15 protein-coding genes are annotated in these 15,789 nt (G+C 65.6%); 10 read left to right on the forward strand and 5 right to left on the reverse strand.

Annotated features, from left to right (window positions below; translation table 11 throughout):
- The first annotated feature begins 74 nt into the window (after positions 1–74).
- Entirely contained in the window at positions 75–1,235 is a 1,161-nt protein-coding gene (gene tehA / locus FRZ40_RS29310) for a dicarboxylate transporter/tellurite-resistance protein TehA (RefSeq protein WP_147236440.1), read from the forward strand.
- 68 nt (positions 1,236–1,303) lie between these two features.
- On the opposite strand, the gene FRZ40_RS29315 is transcribed toward tehA, so the two are convergent.
- Positions 1,304–2,239, reverse strand: a complete 936-nt coding sequence (locus FRZ40_RS29315; RefSeq protein WP_028367811.1) for a LysR family transcriptional regulator — start codon at positions 2,237–2,239, stop codon at positions 1,304–1,306.
- A 158-nt stretch (positions 2,240–2,397) separates the two neighbouring features.
- On the opposite strand from FRZ40_RS29315, the gene FRZ40_RS29320 reads away from it, so the two are divergent.
- The 4 genes from FRZ40_RS29320 to FRZ40_RS29335 are packed head-to-tail and all read left to right on the forward strand — an operon-like array spanning position 2,398 to position 6,668.
- On the forward strand, positions 2,398–3,603 hold the full coding sequence (locus FRZ40_RS29320) for an amino acid aminotransferase (protein ID WP_147236441.1): 1,206 nt from the start codon (positions 2,398–2,400) through the stop codon (positions 3,601–3,603).
- Between the two features lie 14 nt (positions 3,604–3,617).
- The gene (locus FRZ40_RS29325; RefSeq protein ID WP_028367813.1) at positions 3,618–4,400 is read left to right on the forward strand and encodes a class II aldolase/adducin family protein; all 783 of its coding nucleotides are present in this window, start codon (positions 3,618–3,620) and stop codon (positions 4,398–4,400) included.
- Positions 4,401–4,429: 29 nt separating this feature from the next.
- Entirely contained in the window at positions 4,430–5,413 is a 984-nt protein-coding gene (locus tag FRZ40_RS29330) for a 2-dehydropantoate 2-reductase (protein WP_147236442.1), read from the forward strand.
- Between the two features lie 55 nt (positions 5,414–5,468).
- Positions 5,469–6,668 (forward strand): cytochrome P450, encoded by a 1,200-nt coding sequence (locus tag FRZ40_RS29335; protein ID WP_147236443.1) that lies wholly within the window; start codon positions 5,469–5,471, stop codon positions 6,666–6,668.
- 41 nt (positions 6,669–6,709) lie between these two features.
- Here the strand turns inward: FRZ40_RS29335 and FRZ40_RS29340 are convergent, their stop codons facing one another.
- Together FRZ40_RS29340 and FRZ40_RS29345 are read right to left on the reverse strand one after the other, a co-directional pair.
- Positions 6,710–7,630 carry a serine/threonine dehydratase family protein gene (locus FRZ40_RS29340; protein ID WP_147236444.1) on the reverse strand — a complete coding sequence of 307 codons (921 nt, stop codon included), beginning with the start codon at positions 7,628–7,630 and terminating at the stop codon, positions 6,710–6,712.
- Positions 7,631–7,770: 140 nt separating this feature from the next.
- Entirely contained in the window at positions 7,771–9,639 is a 1,869-nt protein-coding gene (locus tag FRZ40_RS29345) for an ABC transporter ATP-binding protein (protein ID WP_147236445.1), read from the reverse strand.
- A gap of 490 nt (positions 9,640–10,129) precedes the next feature.
- On the opposite strand from FRZ40_RS29345, the gene FRZ40_RS29350 reads away from it, so the two are divergent.
- The 5 genes from FRZ40_RS29350 (at position 10,130) to FRZ40_RS29370 (ending at position 13,959) form a co-directional block, all read left to right on the forward strand.
- Positions 10,130–11,185, forward strand: a complete 1,056-nt coding sequence (locus FRZ40_RS29350; protein WP_028367818.1) for a phytoene/squalene synthase family protein — start codon at positions 10,130–10,132, stop codon at positions 11,183–11,185.
- A gap of 90 nt (positions 11,186–11,275) precedes the next feature.
- Positions 11,276–11,614 carry a DOPA 4,5-dioxygenase family protein gene (locus FRZ40_RS29355; protein ID WP_147236446.1) on the forward strand — a complete coding sequence of 113 codons (339 nt, stop codon included), beginning with the start codon at positions 11,276–11,278 and terminating at the stop codon, positions 11,612–11,614.
- Between the two features lie 54 nt (positions 11,615–11,668).
- On the forward strand, positions 11,669–12,400 hold the full coding sequence (locus FRZ40_RS29360; RefSeq protein WP_147236447.1) for an FprA family A-type flavoprotein: 732 nt from the start codon (positions 11,669–11,671) through the stop codon (positions 12,398–12,400).
- A 123-nt stretch (positions 12,401–12,523) separates the two neighbouring features.
- Positions 12,524–13,177, forward strand: coding sequence for a glutathione S-transferase family protein (locus FRZ40_RS29365; protein WP_147236448.1), 654 nt, complete (start codon positions 12,524–12,526; stop codon positions 13,175–13,177).
- 71 nt (positions 13,178–13,248) lie between these two features.
- On the forward strand, positions 13,249–13,959 hold the full coding sequence (locus tag FRZ40_RS29370; RefSeq protein WP_147236449.1) for a DUF899 domain-containing protein: 711 nt from the start codon (positions 13,249–13,251) through the stop codon (positions 13,957–13,959).
- A gap of 31 nt (positions 13,960–13,990) precedes the next feature.
- On the opposite strand, the gene FRZ40_RS29375 is transcribed toward FRZ40_RS29370, so the two are convergent.
- Positions 13,991–14,356 (reverse strand): hypothetical protein, encoded by a 366-nt coding sequence (locus FRZ40_RS29375; protein WP_028367823.1) that lies wholly within the window; start codon positions 14,354–14,356, stop codon positions 13,991–13,993.
- Positions 14,357–14,577: 221 nt separating this feature from the next.
- On the reverse strand, positions 14,578–15,699 hold the full coding sequence (locus FRZ40_RS29380) for an MBL fold metallo-hydrolase (protein ID WP_147236450.1): 1,122 nt from the start codon (positions 15,697–15,699) through the stop codon (positions 14,578–14,580).
- Between the last annotated feature and the right edge of the window lie 90 nt (positions 15,700–15,789).

Raw genomic sequence — 15,789 nt, forward strand, 5'->3', positions numbered from 1 at the left:
CGCTGTCTTTACAGTGCAGTCCATCGGCGCATCGCATGCAGTACGGACTGCGGCGCGCAACACAGGAGATCGACATGCAAGCGAAGACAAACAACACGGCGATGCCCGCTTTGATTCCCGCTTTGATTCCCGCTTCCTTCTTCGGTATCGCCGTCGGTTCACTGGCGCTCGCGAACGCCTGGCGCGTAGCGGCGCACATCTGGCACGTGCCTGCGGGCATCGTCGATACGCTGACGTTCGCCGCGCTGGCCGTCTGGGTCATCGTGCTCGCGGCTTATGTGCGCAAGTGGTATGGGCAACGTTCGCAAGCGCGAGCGGAATGGCAGCATCCGCTGCAATCGTCGTTCGTGGCGCTCGGGCCGGTGTCGAGCCTGCTCGCTGCCAACGCGTTGCTCAACTACTCGCGTACTGCCGCGCTCGTGGTGTTCGCACTTGCTGCCGTCGCGCAACTCGCGCTCGGGGTCCATCTGCAAGGGCGCTTCTGGCAAGGCGGGCGTAACCCCGAACTGACGACGCCCGCGATCTACCTGCCCGCCGTCGCACCGAGCTTCGTCGCGGCGACGGCGGCGGCATCGTTCGGCTGGCAGCAGGTAGGGATGCTGTTCTTCGGCGTGGGCATGCTGTCGTGGCTCGCGATCGAATCGGTGATCCTGCATCGGGCCGCCGTGCATAGCCCGCTGCCCGAAGCGCAACGTCCGCTGCTTGGCATTCAGGTCGCGCCGCCCGTGGTCGGTGGCGTTGCCTACATGAGCGTGACGCATGGCGTGCCGGATCTGTTCGCCTTCGCGCTGCTCGGCTACGGCATTTATCAGGCGCTGCTGATGCTGCGTCTGCTGCCGTGGATCCGCCGTCAGCCGTTTGCGCCTTCTTACTGGACCTTCACGTTCGGCGCCGCCGCACTGCCGACGCTCGCGATGCGCATGGTCGAACGTGGCGCGACGGGCGAGATCGAATGGCTTGCCGTGGCGCTGTTCGTGGCAGCCAATGTCGTGATCGGACTGATTGCGTGGAAGACGGTGCGCGCGTGGCTCGGCGGGCGGCTGCTGCCGAAAGTCGAAGCACTGCAAGCGGTGCAAGCCGTAGTCCAATCCGCTGCGCCGCAAATGCCGCAAATGCCGCAAATGCCGCAAATGCCGCAAATGCCGCCGACCAAAGCGCCGCATATCGCTCGCGTCGTACGGATCGTGAAGCAGGTCGCGGGCGTCAACGAAGCGGTTCGTCGCGGCATCGCGTAATTGGACTGAAGCGACGACAGTGCTTTGCGGAAAAACGCGCTGCGCCCTGACAGGGCCGCAGCGGGTCGTCATTTTCCGCCCGCGCTGCCTTGCGTTTCCCGATCCCACGCCTTCAGGCTCACGGCGAGAAACTCCGCGAAGCCGTCTGCGGGCGGCGACAGCGAGCGGTCGACGGGACGGTAGATGCATACCTCGCGGATCGTTTCCGGGTCGACCACGCGCCGCATCGCGAGCCCGAACGTCTGCGCGAGCGGCTTCACGTACGCGGGCGCCAGCGTGACAGCGAGACCTTGCGCGGCGAGACCGAACGCCGTCGTCACGTTGTCGACGACCTCGACGGGCGCGATGCGGGCGTCCGACGGCTGATCGGCCAGCATCTGCGCGACGCTCGCCTCGTGATCGCGGCCCGTCGCGATGATGGGCGTGCCGCGCAGATCCTGCCAGCGCAGGCGTCGGCGGCGAGCAAGCGGATGATGTTCCGCGCACCACAGCACCCATGGGCTTCTGAAAACGGCTGCGCGCTGCACGCGGTCGCCCGTCGCGCGGTCGGGGCCGACGGCGAGATCGACGTCGCCGCTCGCGACGCGCTCGACCACTTGCTCGACATCCGTATCCACGACACGCACCACGACCTTCGGCTTCTCCTGCGCATAGCCCGCGATCGCATAAGGAATGGCCGTGCTCGCGAGCACGAGCGGCGCGCCCACGCGCACGATGCCCGCTGCGCGGTTGCGGATGTCGCTCGCCGTCTGCTCGGCCGCGCGCAGGTGCCGAAGCACGGATTCCGCGGACGAGAGAAAATCGCGTCCTGCCGTGGACAGGCTCACGCGCCGCGTCGTGCGGTCGAACAGACGAAAGCCCAGCTCGCGCTCCAGTTCGGCCAGCAGCTGGCTCACGGCGGACGAAGTCAGGCCGAGCCGTTCCGCTGCCGCGGCAATGCCGTTCTGATCGACAATCGCGAGAAACGCCTCGAATTGGCGTATGGTGATGCGTGTGAGGGCCATCCGTCGATTCTAAAGCGAAACTTACGAATCATCCAAAATCGATTGATTGTGACAACGCACGCTTTTCGAGACACTGTTGCGCACGCGGCGAGTCATGTCCTCACCACCTCTCGCAGAATCAAGCGCAACATTCGGCACACATACATAGAGACACAACCATGTTCGAACATATCCCCGCCTATCCCGGCGACCCGATCCTGAGCCTCAACGAAGACTTCCAGCGCGATCCGCGCACGAACAAGGTCAATCTGAGCATCGGCATTTACTTCGACGAAAACGGCACGCTGCCCGTGATGTCGTCGGTGCGCGAAGCCGAAGCCGCGATCGTCGCGCAGGGCACGCCGCGCTCGTATCTGCCGATGTCGGGCCTTCCTGCCTATCGCGACGCCGCGCAGGCGCTCGTGTTCGGCGCCGACAGCGCCGCGCGCGCCGCGGGCCGTATCGCGACGGTGCAGACGGTGGGCGGCTCGGGCGCATTGAAGGTCGGCGCGGATTTCCTCAAGCGTCATTTCGCGGGATCGCAGGTGTGGCTCTCCGATCCGAGCTGGGAAAACCACCGCGTCGTGTTCGAAGCGGCGGGGCACACGGTCAACACCTATCCGTACTACGACGATGCAACGGGCGGCCTGCGCTTCGACGCGATGCGCGACACGATCGACGCCTTGCCCGAGCGCAGCATCGTGCTGCTGCACGCGTGCTGCCACAACCCGACGGGCGTCGATCTCACGGCTGAGCAATGGCGCGAACTCGTGCCCGTGCTGCAGCGTCGCAAGCTCATTGCCTTCGTCGACATGGCGTATCAGGGCTTCGGCGACGGCCTCGAAGAAGATGCCGCGTGCGTGCGCCTGCTCGCGGGCGCCGACGTGCCGATGATCGTCGCGAACTCGTTTTCGAAGAACTTCTCGCTGTACGGCGAGCGCTGCGGCGCATTGAGCGTCGTATGCAACGACGCAGCGGAAGCGCAGCGCGTGCTGGGCCAGCTGACCTTCACGATCCGCGCAAACTACAGCAATCCGCCTATGCACGGCGCGCGGCTCGTTGCCGGCGTGCTGGGCGATCCGAAGCTGCGCGCGTCGTGGGACGACGAGCTGCGCGTGATGCGCGAGCGCATCCATGAAATGCGCCATGCGATTTACGAAGGGCTCGCGGGACGCGTCGATGAAGTGATGCGCGCGCGTTACATCGCTCAGGTCGGCATGTTCACGTACACGGGGCTGTCGGCGGAACAGGTCGAAACGCTGCGCGTCGAGCATGGCATTTATCTGCTGCGTTCGGGCCGTATGTGCGTCGCGGGCCTGAATCGCAGCAACGTCGCGTATGTCGCATCGGCGATCGCGGCTGTTGCAGGACCCGGCGCGCGCTGAGAAGGAGAATCGGCATGGAGATCATGGAGCGAGACGAACACAATACGCCGACGGTGCATCCCGACGAGTGGCAGGCGCGCGTTCAATTGGCCGCGTGCTATCGCGTCTTCGATATGCTGGGCTGGACCGAACTGATCTACAACCACATCACGGTGCGGCTGCCCGAAAGCGTGACGGGTGGAGCGAAGCAATTCCTGATCAATCCATTCGGCCTGCTTTACAGTGAAGTCACCGCGCGCAATCTGGTGAAGATCGATGCGCAAGGGCGCATCCTCGACGGCTCGACGTATCCCGTCAATCCCGCCGGCTTCACCGTGCATGCGGCGCTGCACGAAGGCATACCCGATGCGCATTGCGTGATGCATACGCATACGACAGCGGGCGTCGCGGTTGCGTGCTACGAAGGCGGACTGGAGCAGACGAACTTCTACAGCGCGCAACTTCACGAGCGCATTGCGTATCACGACTTCGAGGGCATCACGATCCATGCGGAAGAGGGGCCGCGGCTCGTCGAGCATATAGGCGACCGGCAGGCGGTGATTCTGCGCAATCATGGCCTGCTCGCGTGGGGCACGACGCTGCCGCAAGCGTTCGCGTATCTGTGGACGTTGAACCGCGCGTGCGAGATCCAGGTCGCGACGTTCGCGATGGGCCGCGCGCGGCCCGTGACGGAGGCGATTGCCGCGCAATGCTCGCGCGATGCGCTGCAATTCGATACGCGCTATGGCGCAGGCCAGGATGTGTTCGACGCGCTGGTGCGCAAGGTCGATGCGATCGACGCCAGCTATAAAGACTGACGCGAAGCTTGAAGCGAGGAAGAACAACGATGAAGGTCTGCATTTACGGCGCGGGCGCGATCGGCGGATGGATGGGCGTCAAGCTCGCACAGGCGGGCTGCGACGTGAGCGTGGTCGCGCGCGGGGCGACGCTCGAAGCGTTGCGCAAACACGGCCTGCGCCTCGTCGAGAGCGGCGAGACGCACACGGTTGAGGTCAAGGCGAGCGACGATCCCGCAGCGCTCGGCGCGCAGGATCTCGTGATCGTCGCGGTGAAGGCGCCGGGCATGGCTGCCGTCGCGCAGCGCATCGGGCCGCTGCTGGGCGCGGACACCGTCGTGCTGACGGCGATGAACGGCGTGCCGTGGTGGTTCGGCGCCGGCCTGCACGGCGAATTCGCGGGCGCGCGCCTCGCTTGCGTCGATCCCGACGGATCGATCGCCGCCGCGATTCCCGCCGAACGCACGCTCGGATGCGTCGTGCATGCGAGCTGCCGCGTCGATGCGCCGGGCGTCATCGCGCATCATCAGGGACGTGGGCTGATCGTCGGCGAAGCGACGGGGCGCGCGAGCGAGCGCGTCGCGTCGCTCGTCGAACGGCTGCGCAAAGCGGGCTTCGACGCGACGGCTTCCGACCAGATTCAGCGCGACGTCTGGTACAAGCTGTGGGGCAACATGACGATGAACCCGATGAGCGCGATCACGGGCGCAACCACGGACAAGATCCTCAGCGATCCGCTCGCGCGCGATTTCGTCACGCGGGTGATGCTGGAAGCGAAAGCGATCGGCGCGCGCTTCGGTATTCCCATCGAGCAGGCGCCCGAGGATCGCCACGCCGTCACGCTCAAGCTCGGCGCGATGCGCACGTCGATGCTGCAGGACGTCGAAGCGGGCAAGGCTGTCGAACTCGACGCGCTGGTCGGCGCGGTGTGCGAACTCGGCAAGCTGACGGGCGTCGATGCGCCGTATGCGAATGCGCTGTTTGGGCTGGCCCGTCTGCACGCTCAGGTACGCGGGCTGTATCCTCTCGGCTGACGCATCGCGTTTATCCGCATCACGCTTACCCATTACCAGCCCAGCGCACTACAGCATGAAATTCACCGACCTCTCGTCCCCAGCCTATTTCGACGATCCTTACCCGTTCTACGAAGGCATCCGCAGCGCGGGCGCCTTCGTTCCGCTCGCGCCCAGCATCCTGCTGACGGGCCGCCACGCCGTCATCGACGCGCTGCTGCCCGATCGCCGCATGGGCAAGACCTATATGCCGAGCGTGGTCGCGCGCTACGGCGAGACGGCGCGCGAGCAGCCCGTGTTCCAGGCACTCGAACGCACGTTCCTGATGATGAATCCGCCCGCGCACACGCGGCTGCGAGCGCTGCTGATGAAGGCATTCAATGCCCGGCAGATCGAAACGCTGCGCACGATCGCCGAGGAAACGACGGACAGCCTGATCGACGCGATGCAGGGCAAGCCCGAGGTCGATCTCGTGAGCGAGTTCGCGATGCCGCTGCCGTTGCAGATCATCTGCCGTCTGCTCGATGTGCCCGTCGAAGAAGGCGAGCGTTTCGGCGACGCGGCGAGCCTGCTGGTGTCGGCGTTCGATCTCGCGCCGCTGTCGCCCGAAGCGCTCGCGCGCGCGAACCAGGCGGCCCTCGATCTCGAGCAGTATTTCCGTGCGGTGATCGCCGAGCGGCGCGCGGCGCCCGGTCACGACATCATCTCGTCGCTGATTCAGGCGGAAGAGGGCGGCGAGCGGCTGTCGGAAGACGAAATCGTGTCGAACGTGATCCTGCTGTTCGTCGCGGGACACGAGACCACGTCGAACATGCTCGGCAACGCGCTGATCGCGCTGCATCGCCATCCGGAGCAACTGGCGCGGCTGAAGAGCGACCCGTCGCTGGTGTCGAAGGCGGTGGCCGAGTGCGCGCGCTACGACACGGCTGTGCAGATGGTCGTGCGCACTGCGTTCGACGATATCGACGTGGACGGGCAGACGCTGCCGCGCGGCTCGATCGTCTTCATGCTGCTCGGCTCGGCCAATCGCGACCCGGAGCGTTTCGGCGCACCGGATACGCTCGATATCGGCCGCGAACCAGCAGGACATCTGCTGACTTTCGGCGCAGGCATTCACTACTGCCTCGGCGCGCGTCTCGCGATGATGGAACTCGACATCGCGCTGCACAAGCTGCTGACGCGTCTGCCGCGACTGCGCCTCACGAACCTCGATGCATTGCAGTGGCGCAGGCGGAACAACCTGCGCGGCGTCGAGACGCTGACGGCCGCTCTATGATTTGAGCGCGGCGAGAGATGCGTGTGACGTCGTCAAGACGCTCACACCATCTCGCGATGCCAGCGTTCCAGTTGCTCGATGGTCGTGCCGGCGCCGCCGCACACGATCACGAGCACGCTGTCGAAACGCTGCAACGCTTCCGTACGCCGATAAACGAGCGCCAGGCTCGCGCCGCACGCGGGTTCGACCAGCACGCGATGATCGTCGACGAACTGGCGCGACGCGTTCACTGCTTCCGCATCCGATACCACCACGCATTCGACAGGATGCGTCTGCGTGAGCGTAAAGGCCTGCTCGCAGACCTGCTTCGCGCCGAGCGATGTCGCCACGCTCGTGATGCCCGGCAATTCGATGCGCTCGCCCGCGCGCACCGACTGCGCGAGCGACGACGCGCCTTCCGTTTCGACGGCGATCACGGGGATGTTGCCGAGACCGTTGCGCCGCAAACCTTCGATCGCACCTGCCATCAATCCGCCGCCGCCCACGGAGAGCACGACGGCATCGAACTTCGCACCCGCGCGCGCCACCTCGTCGATCATCGACGCATGGCCGTGCCACAACAGGGGATCGTCGAACGGATGGATGAACGCATCGTCGGGACCGGCCTGTTCGAGCGCGTACGCATTCGCTTCCTGCCAGGTCGCGCCATGCACGATCACGTCAGCGCCTTGCAGGCGGATCAGGTCTTTCGCGCGCTCGCCCGTGCTTTGCGGCACGACCACGGTGACGGGGATCGACAGCGCGCGGCCCGCGTAGGCGACGGCGATGCCCGCATTGCCGCCCGACGACGACACGAACCGGCGCTTGCCCTGGTTTGCATGCTGTTCGCATGCATAGCCGATGCCGCGAATCTTGAACGAGCCGGGCGGCTGAAGCGCGTCCATCTTCAGCAGCACGCGGCGGCCGAGCGCATGGCTGAGCGGTTGGGATTCGAGAAGCGGCGTGTCGATGTGCAGTGTCATGGCGATGTTGCCTCGATGCGGCGCGAGTTGAGCTTCGCTGTGTCGTTGAATCGCCGATGATAGCAAGCGGCAGGGCGGCTGGGTCTGCTTCATCTGCGCATGAAAAAAGAGCGGTTCGGCTGCACGAACCGCTCTTTGGTCTACTTCCCGGCGATCAGGCTCGGATCGCCGGAAAAACGCTCGCTGGCACGCACGGGGCCGTCGTTTAGCAGACCCTTGGTCAACTCCAGCGCCTGGCGCTCGAAAAGCCGCCGGTACACGCCGTTGTCGATCCGGATCAGTTGCTCGTGGCTGCCTTCTTCGACCACGCGGCCCTTGTCGAGCACCAGCAGACGGTCGAGCGCGCGCACGGTCGACAGCCGGTGCGCGACGACCAGCGTTGTGCGTCCCACCATCAATCGCTCCATCGCCTGCTGGATCAGCAGCTCGCTTTCGCTGTCGAGGCTCGATGTGGCTTCGTCGAAGATCAGGATCGGCGCGTCGGCGAGGAACGCGCGCGCGATCGCGACCCGCTGGCGCTCGCCGCCCGACAGCTTGACGCCGCGTTCGCCGACCAGCGTGTCGTAGCCGTGCGGCAGCGCGTCGATGAAATCGTGCGCGCTGGCGAGTTTCGCGGCCTGCACGATGTCGTCGAACGATGCGCCCGGCCGCGCGTACGCAATGTTCTCTGCAAGCGAGCGGTGGAACAGCACGGGCTCCTGCTGCACGATCGCGATGCGGCGGCGCAACGACGCCTGCTGCACGTCGGCGATGTTCTGCCCGTCGATCGTGATGCGGCCTTCGTCGATGTCGTACAGGCGCTGGATCAGTTTGATGAACGTCGTCTTGCCCGAACCCGAATGACCGACGAGACCGATCCGCTCGCCCGGTGCGATGCGCAGCGAGAAGTCGTTGTACAGGGCCGTGCGCTGCGCGCCGTAGCGGAACGTCACGTGCTCAAAGCGGATTTCGCCCTGTTCGATCTCGATGGCGCACGCGCCTCGCTTGTCTTCGATGCCGAGCGGCTCGCGTTCCAGCGCGACGAGTTCTTCCATGTCGTTGACCGAGCGCTGCAGGTTGCGCACGTGCATGCCGACGTCGCGCAGATAGCCTTGCAGCACGAAGAACGTGGTCAGCGCATACGTGATGTCGCCCACGCTCGCTTCGTCGCGCAGCCACAGCAGCAGCGCCGCGCCGAGGATCGCCGCCTGCATCGCCGCGAGCATCGCGCCCTGCACGCCGCCGTTGGTCGTTCCACGCTGCCACGTGCGGCGCGTGCGCTGCCGCCATTTGCCGATCACGCGTTCGAGCCGCGCTTCCTCGCGCTCTTCCGCGCCAAACGCCTTGACGACCGCGTTGCAGCTCACGGCATCCGCGAGCGCGCCGCCCATGCGCGTATCCCACAGATTGCCGAGACGCGCGGCGGGCGCCACATAGCCGAGCGAAAGCGCGACCGTCACCGTGACGTACAGCAGCGAGCCGACGCCGACCACGACGCCCATCACGGGCCAGTGAATGCCGAGCAGCACCGTCGAGCCGGCGAGCATCACCAGCGACGGCAGCAGCGCGATCAGCAGCGTGTCGTTGAGCAGGTCGAGCGCCCAGATGCCGCGCGTGATCTTGCGCACCGTCGAGCCCGCGAAGCTGTTCGCGTGCCAGTCGGTCGAAAAGCGCTGCACGCGATGAAACGCGTTCGCGCAGATCGCGCTCATCATCTTGAGCGTCATCACGATGATGCTGCGGTACACCAGCTGCCGCAGCAGCGTGCCGCCGATGCCGAGCGCAATCAGCACGCCGAACGCCGTCAGTGCAGGATGCGCGGCCACGTCCTTGCCGAGCGTGCTGCCCGAGGCGAGCGCATCGACCAGACGGCCCGCGAAGAGCGGCGTCAGCACGTCGGCGAACGCGGCCAGCAGCGCGAACGCGGCGATGCCCGCGACGCGCACCGGCTGCCTGCGCCAGTGGATAAAAGTGAAGCCGAGAACGCTTCTGAACGCTTGCGCGCCAAAGTCGAGTTTTTTGCTAGCCATGTGTCGCAGCGTGCGGCGCGAAGCGGCGCAGCGCTATCCAGTCAGGAGATTCGGAAACGGACGACCGATGCCCGCCAACGCGCGGCGGCGACAAAGAAAACCGGTAGTCTGGTAAAGGCGCGGGCGCTTTCTTGCCGATTGCTTGCCAGCGCGGACGGCAACCTAGCTCGGAGAGCTGGTGAAGCGTCGTGGCATCCCGCGAGAGACTGCGATGTACGTTGCGTGCATTGAACGCCTCCCTTGGGTGAATGAGTGGATGAAGAACGACTGCTCGAGGCTTTGGATTGTAGCAGGAAAGCTTGCAAAACGTGACCGCGATCTGCCAGGAACTGCCGCGTATTGCTGGTTTTATGCGTGCTTCATCGAAGCGTCACGGCTCGTGTTTGCGCGCCATGCGTACGCATGCCGGATACAATGCGGCAGCGCTGAATCGTCGCGTCGGGGTCTCACGCGATAACCCGACATCATCAACACCATTCGACCTCAACTCATGTCCAGTTCCACCCGGGCCTTTCTGCTGGGCCCGTTGCTCAAAGGGGTGTCCCGTTCCTTCTATCTGACGCTGCGCATTCTGCCTGCGGGCATGCGCGACCCGATCGGGCTCGCGTATCTGCTCGCGCGCGCCGCGGACACGATCGCCGATACCGCGCTGATTCCGCCCGGGCAACGGCTCGCGTTGCTGCTGGCGTTGCGCGAACAGGTGAACGGCGCAACGGACGACGGCGAGCTCGCGCGTCGTCTGGCAAGCGAAGTGGCGGGGCAGCAAACGCAGTCGGATGAAAAGGTGCTGCTCGAATCGATTGCACGGGCGCTCGACGTGCTGCAGCAACTCGACGCGTCCGACCGTGCCGCCGTGCGCGAGATCGTCACGACGCTCACGACGGGCATGGAATTCGATCTGCGCACCTTCCCCGATGAACGCTCGGGCCAGATCGTCGCGCTGCGCGAATGGGATGAACTGGACCGCTACACGTATCTGGTTGCGGGCTGCGTCGGCGAGTTCTGGACGAAGATGACCTACGCGCATCTGCCCGGCACGCTGAAAGCCGACGCCGCGACGATGCTCGAGCGCGGCGTGCGCTTCGGCAAGGCGCTGCAGATGACAAACGTGTTGCGCGACTGCGGCAAGGATTTGCGGATCGGGCGCTGCTATCTGCCGTCGGTGATGCTCGACCGTTTCGGCCTCACGCCGCCGATGTTGCTGGCGCCGCAGGCGTCGATGCGCGCACAGCCCCTGATGCGCGAACTCGTGCGCAAGTCGCTCGATCACTTTCGCGCGGCGCTCGATTACACGCTGGCGATTCCGCGTTTCTCGCTGCGGCTGCGGCTCGCGTGCGTGTGGCCGATCGTGATCGGTCTCGAAACGCTGCTGCTGCTGGTCGATAACGCGCACTGGCTGGAACCGTCGAAGGTGTCGAAAGTCCGGCGCAATCAGGTGTACGGGATCATCGCGCGTTCGCTGCCCGTGTCGTTGTCGGATGCGCGCCTGCGCAGCTGGGTCGAGGGGCTGATCGGCGCGATCGAATCGCGCATCGGTGCAGGATAAGCGCCCGATGATTTGTTCATACGTCGGCTGACGGCCTATGATGAACGTCGCACAACCTCGAACGAAGGGCGGCATGGGCCGCAACGAACCATGACGGCAGTGGTCAACTGGCACGCACACATCTATTTCGATCAGGCGACGCGCGACGCCGCATGGTCGCTGCGCGAAAGCATCGAGGCGCGCTTCGGCGACCGGCTCGAGATCGGGCGTTTTCACGAGCGTCCCGTCGGTCCGCATCCGATGTGGTCGTATCAGCTCAAGTTCGACACGGCGCTGTTCGCCGAACTGTTCGAATGGCTCGCGCTCAATCACGGCAAGCTCGACGTCTTCCTGCATCCGAATACGGGCGACGCGCTGCGCGATCACCGCGATTCGGCCGCGTGGATCGGGCGTTCGTATCAACTGAATCTCGCCGCGCTGGGCGGCTAGCGAGTCTACGGTCCGGCGCGGCGTCGTGCGCATGACGCGCATGGAGGTCTGGTCATGACGGTCACCAATGCCGTGTCGGGCACCAACGTCCATGAGGTGGCGGACGGGATCTACAGGATCAACACGCCCATCGTGTTCGAAGGCGGGCCCGGCGGATTCTCGTTCAACCAGTATCTGATCGTCGACGACGAGCCGCTGCTCTTCCATACGGGCCCGCGCAAGATGTTCCCGCTCGTGCGCGAAGCGCTCGCGTCCGTGCTGCCGCCCGAAAGCCTGCGGCACATCGCGTTCTCGCATGTCGAAGCCGACGAGTGCGGCTCGCTGAACGAGTGGCTCGCCGTCGCGCCGTACGCGCAGCCGCTGTGCAGCGCAGTCGCCAAGATGGTGTCGATCGACGATCTCGCCGGGCGTCCCGCGCGCGGCCTCGACGACGGCGAAGCAGTCGATCTCGGCCGGCATCGTCTGCGCTGGCTCGCGACGCCGCATCTGCCTCACGCATGGGAGTGCGGCATGCTCGTCGACGACACCACGCAGACGCTGTTTTGCGGCGATCTCTTCACGCAGGGCGGCGCGGATCTGCCCGCCGTCACGAGCGCGGATATTCTGGGCCCGAGCGAGGCATTCCGGCGCAGCATGGATTACTACTCGCATACGAAGCACGGCGACGCGATGCTCGAGCGGCTCGCCGCGCTCGCGCCACGCACGCTTGCGTGCATGCACGGGAGCGCGTGGCAGGGCGACGGCGCGGCGCTGCTGCGCGCGCTTGCCGGGTCGCTGCGCGAATAAGCGCATATCGACGACGCAGCGCAGCAAAAGTTTTTTCGTTCGGCATGTCGATTCCCACCGGCGCCGTTCGTCGTCATGGCAAGCGGACATATCGTCCGCGCTCTGCCTGCAAGGACGACGACGATGACCTTGACGCTCTACGCCCATCCCTTTTCTTCCTATTGCCAGAAGGCGCTCACCGCGCTCTATGAGAACGGAACGCCGTTCGAATATCGCCGCCTCGACGAACCCGGCGCGATGGACGAACTCGCCGCGCGCTGGCCGATCCGGCGTTTTCCGATGCTCGTCGACGAAGGCCGCACGATCGCCGAAGCGACCGTGATCATCGAGCATCTCGCGCTGTTTCATCCGGGCCCCGTGCAGCTGCTGCCCAACGACCCGCGCGCGGCGCTCGACGTGCGCTTCATGGACCGTTTCTTCGACAACTACATGGCGACGCCGCAGCAGAAGATCGTTTTCGATGCGATGCGCAATGAGAGCGAGCGCGACGCGCGCGGCGTTGCCGATGCGCGTGAACTGCTCGACAGGGCGTACACGTGGCTCGACAACCTGATGAAAGACCGCGAGTGGGCAACGGGTGACCAGTTCAGTCTCGCGGACTGCGGCGCGGCGCCGTTTCTCTTCTATGCCGACTGGACGCACCGCATCGACCCGAAGTTCGAATACGTGCACGCGTATCGCAAGCGTCTGCTGAAACGGCCGTCGTTCGCGCGCGCTGTCGACGAGGCGCGGCCTTACCGGCATCTGTTTCCGCTCGGCGCACCGGATCGCGACTGAGCCTTTCCGGCAGGATTCGACGGCTGCCCGGCGTAGCGGGCAGCCTGCATGCCAGTTCAACGGAGGCCACCATGCCCACTGCATCCTCCCTCGTGCCCGCCGCCGAGCTTGCGACGCGCAACGGCAGACACTTTCCGAACGAGAGCGTCGAGTATCGCCGCGCCCGCGATGCGCTGCTCGCGGCGGAAATCGAATTGCGCCGCCAGATCGAACGCGTCGCCGAGCAGCGCCGCGCGCTGCCGCCGGGCGGCGAGGTGACGGGCGATTACCGCTTCGTCGGCGAAGCGGGGCCCGTCGATTTCGCGGGCCTGTTCGGCGACAAGGACACGCTCGTGATCTACAGCTTCATGTTCGGACCGCAGCGCGAGAGGCCGTGTCCGATGTGCACGTCGCTGCTCGGCGCATGGGACGGCGAGGCGCGTGATATCGCGCAGCGCATCGCGTTGGCCGTGGTGGCGCGCTCGCCGATCGAGCGGCTGACGGCGTTCAAGAAGGAGCGGGGCTGGCGCGATCTGAGGCTGTATTCGGATGTGAACGGTGCGTACAGCCGCGACTTCGGCGCGATCAGCGACGACGGCGGCGATGACCCGGCGTTCCAGGTCTTCACACGCCGAGACGGCACGATCCGGCATTTTTACGCGTCGGAGATGGGTTTTCCGACGGCCGATCCCGGTCAGGATCCGCGCGGTGCACCCGATCTGATGCCAATGTGGACGATCTTCGACATGACGCCCGAAGGGCGCGATCCGTACTGGTATCCGAAGCTCGATTACACGCGCTGAACTGAACGCGCGGAGGGCGCGCGGTGCGGCGTCAGTCCGCGACGCGCTTGTCGGCGAGTGCGCGTTCGCAGTCGCCGAGCACTGTCACGACGAGGCGCGCCTGCGCGTCGAGTTCGTCGGTGTCGAGAATTTCTTCGACGGCGTCGCGCGCCCAGTCGGCTTCGACAAACGATGCGTGCCGTTGCGCGATATCGAGCGCGATGGCCGACAGCCTCGCGATGCACAGCCAGTCGGCCGTGCGCCCGTGCCGGTCGAGCCACTTGTGCGCGGCTTCTACGTGAAAGGACGGTGAGGGCCAGGCCTCGTTCAGATACCAGGCGCCGAGGCTTCCGCAGGTGAGCCAGCACAGCAGCTCCACGCGGTCGCGTTGGCTCAGAAGATGGCGTACATCACTCATGGCGACGCTCGCGAAGGTAACGGATATGACGTGAGTTCCGCGTAGCAAAGCTCGAACCCGTGTGTGTACGACAATAACACGCACGTTGTGCCGTGCAGAACAGGGTTTAACCGGATGCCGGGTACCTCGCGTGATGCCGAATGTGGGCTGGCCGACAAACGCGTGCTGCCGGGCGGGCGGCGTTGCCCATGCGCAGTGCAAACCCGGCGCGGGATGCGTTGTTAGCGTGCGCAGTGAGCGTCGTCGAGACGGATCATCTGGCCGTGATGAAGGACGGTGAAAGCAGCGTCGGGCAGGCCCGCGGCCCGGGTCGCTTCGGCGAGCTTTTTCGGCGGCTCGTCGCGCGCTTCGTCGGCGAGTTCGAATGTGCCCCAGTGAATGCCGATTGCTTTTTTAGCGTGTATGTCCTGGAAAATCTGCACGGCCTGCTGCGGGTCGACGTGCTGAGGGCCCATAAACCAGCGCGGCGCATAGGCGCCGATCGGAATCAGTGCGAGATCGAAGCAGCCGAATGCGGCGCCCAGACGTTTGGAATCGTCCGAATACCCGGTGTCGCCCGCGAAATACAGCGAATACGGATGCGCCGCGCCTGCGGGCGTTTTCACGACCCAGCCGCCCCATAACGTTTCGTTGCGATCGGTGAGGGTGCGCGCGGACCAGTGCGTCGCGGGCACGAACCAGAAGTCGAGGCCCGCCGCGCTCACGTGATCGCTCCAGTCGAGTTCCTGCGCGTTCGCGATGCCTTTCTTCGCGAGCCAGTCCCTGGTGCCGAGCGGCACCAGAAAGAGCGGCGGGCCGCCCGGCTGCGCATTGAGCGCCTCGACGCTCGCCGTATCGAGGTGGTCGTAGTGGCTGTGCGAGATCAGCACGACGTCGATATGCGGCAGTTCGTCGAGCGCGAGGCCGGGCGGCACGCGCCGCTTCGGGCCGGCGAACGGGAGCGGCGACGCGCGTTCCGAGAACATCGGATCCGTCAGCACGTTGACGCCGTCGATCTGCAGCAGCGCGCTCGCGTGGCCGATCCACGTCATCGTGTTGTCGATGCGATTCGCCTCGATCCACGCGACGTCCGGGTGATCGACGGGAAAGGCGTAGCCGTTTTCGGGCGGTGGCGGCAAACCGTGCGTCCAGCGGTTCCAGCGCCATTTCCACACCGAGCCGTGCGCGAGCGGCCCGTCGGCGTTCTTGTAGCCGTTTTCGCTGCGCGGCGCGTGACGGATGCCGCTCGCGGCAAGCTTCTCGGGCGTCGGATCGGGCTGCTGCGTGCCCGCGGCATGATTCGCCGACGCCGCCGCGAAAGCGAAGGCGGCGCAGACAGTGCGCGAGCGAAGCGAAAGTGGCATCGTATAGTGGAAGTCGCACGCCGGCCGGCGATCAGATTGCACTGTGCGACAGTGTAGACCGGTCGCAGTTTCGACCGCCGTACGGTGGCG

Source organism: Paraburkholderia azotifigens, from assembly GCF_007995085.1.
GTDB classification, from domain to species: Bacteria; Pseudomonadota; Gammaproteobacteria; order Burkholderiales; family Burkholderiaceae; genus Paraburkholderia; species Paraburkholderia azotifigens.

Bases quoted from the DNA above. Each gene is read 5' to 3' on its own strand.
- FRZ40_RS29315 (WP_028367811.1), bottom strand. From the start codon at position 2,239: ATGGCCCTCACACGCATCACCATACGCCAATTCGAGGCGTTTCTCGCG.
- FRZ40_RS29340 (WP_147236444.1), bottom strand. From the start codon at position 7,630: ATGACACTGCACATCGACACGCCGCTTCTCGAATCCCAACCGCTCAGC.
- FRZ40_RS29375 (WP_028367823.1), bottom strand. From the start codon at position 14,356: ATGAGTGATGTACGCCATCTTCTGAGCCAACGCGACCGCGTGGAGCTG.
- FRZ40_RS29370 (WP_147236449.1), top strand. From the start codon at position 13,249: ATGCCCACTGCATCCTCCCTCGTGCCCGCCGCCGAGCTTGCGACGCGC.
- FRZ40_RS29360 (WP_147236447.1), top strand. From the start codon at position 11,669: ATGACGGTCACCAATGCCGTGTCGGGCACCAACGTCCATGAGGTGGCG.
- FRZ40_RS29320 (WP_147236441.1), top strand. From the start codon at position 2,398: ATGTTCGAACATATCCCCGCCTATCCCGGCGACCCGATCCTGAGCCTC.
- FRZ40_RS29345 (WP_147236445.1), bottom strand. From the start codon at position 9,639: ATGGCTAGCAAAAAACTCGACTTTGGCGCGCAAGCGTTCAGAAGCGTT.
- FRZ40_RS29335 (WP_147236443.1), top strand. From the start codon at position 5,469: ATGAAATTCACCGACCTCTCGTCCCCAGCCTATTTCGACGATCCTTAC.
- FRZ40_RS29325 (WP_028367813.1), top strand. From the start codon at position 3,618: ATGGAGATCATGGAGCGAGACGAACACAATACGCCGACGGTGCATCCC.
- tehA (WP_147236440.1), top strand. From the start codon at position 75: ATGCAAGCGAAGACAAACAACACGGCGATGCCCGCTTTGATTCCCGCT.
- FRZ40_RS29330 (WP_147236442.1), top strand. From the start codon at position 4,430: ATGAAGGTCTGCATTTACGGCGCGGGCGCGATCGGCGGATGGATGGGC.
- FRZ40_RS29380 (WP_147236450.1), bottom strand. From the start codon at position 15,699: ATGCCACTTTCGCTTCGCTCGCGCACTGTCTGCGCCGCCTTCGCTTTC.
- FRZ40_RS29355 (WP_147236446.1), top strand. From the start codon at position 11,276: ATGACGGCAGTGGTCAACTGGCACGCACACATCTATTTCGATCAGGCG.
- FRZ40_RS29350 (WP_028367818.1), top strand. From the start codon at position 10,130: ATGTCCAGTTCCACCCGGGCCTTTCTGCTGGGCCCGTTGCTCAAAGGG.
- FRZ40_RS29365 (WP_147236448.1), top strand. From the start codon at position 12,524: ATGACCTTGACGCTCTACGCCCATCCCTTTTCTTCCTATTGCCAGAAG.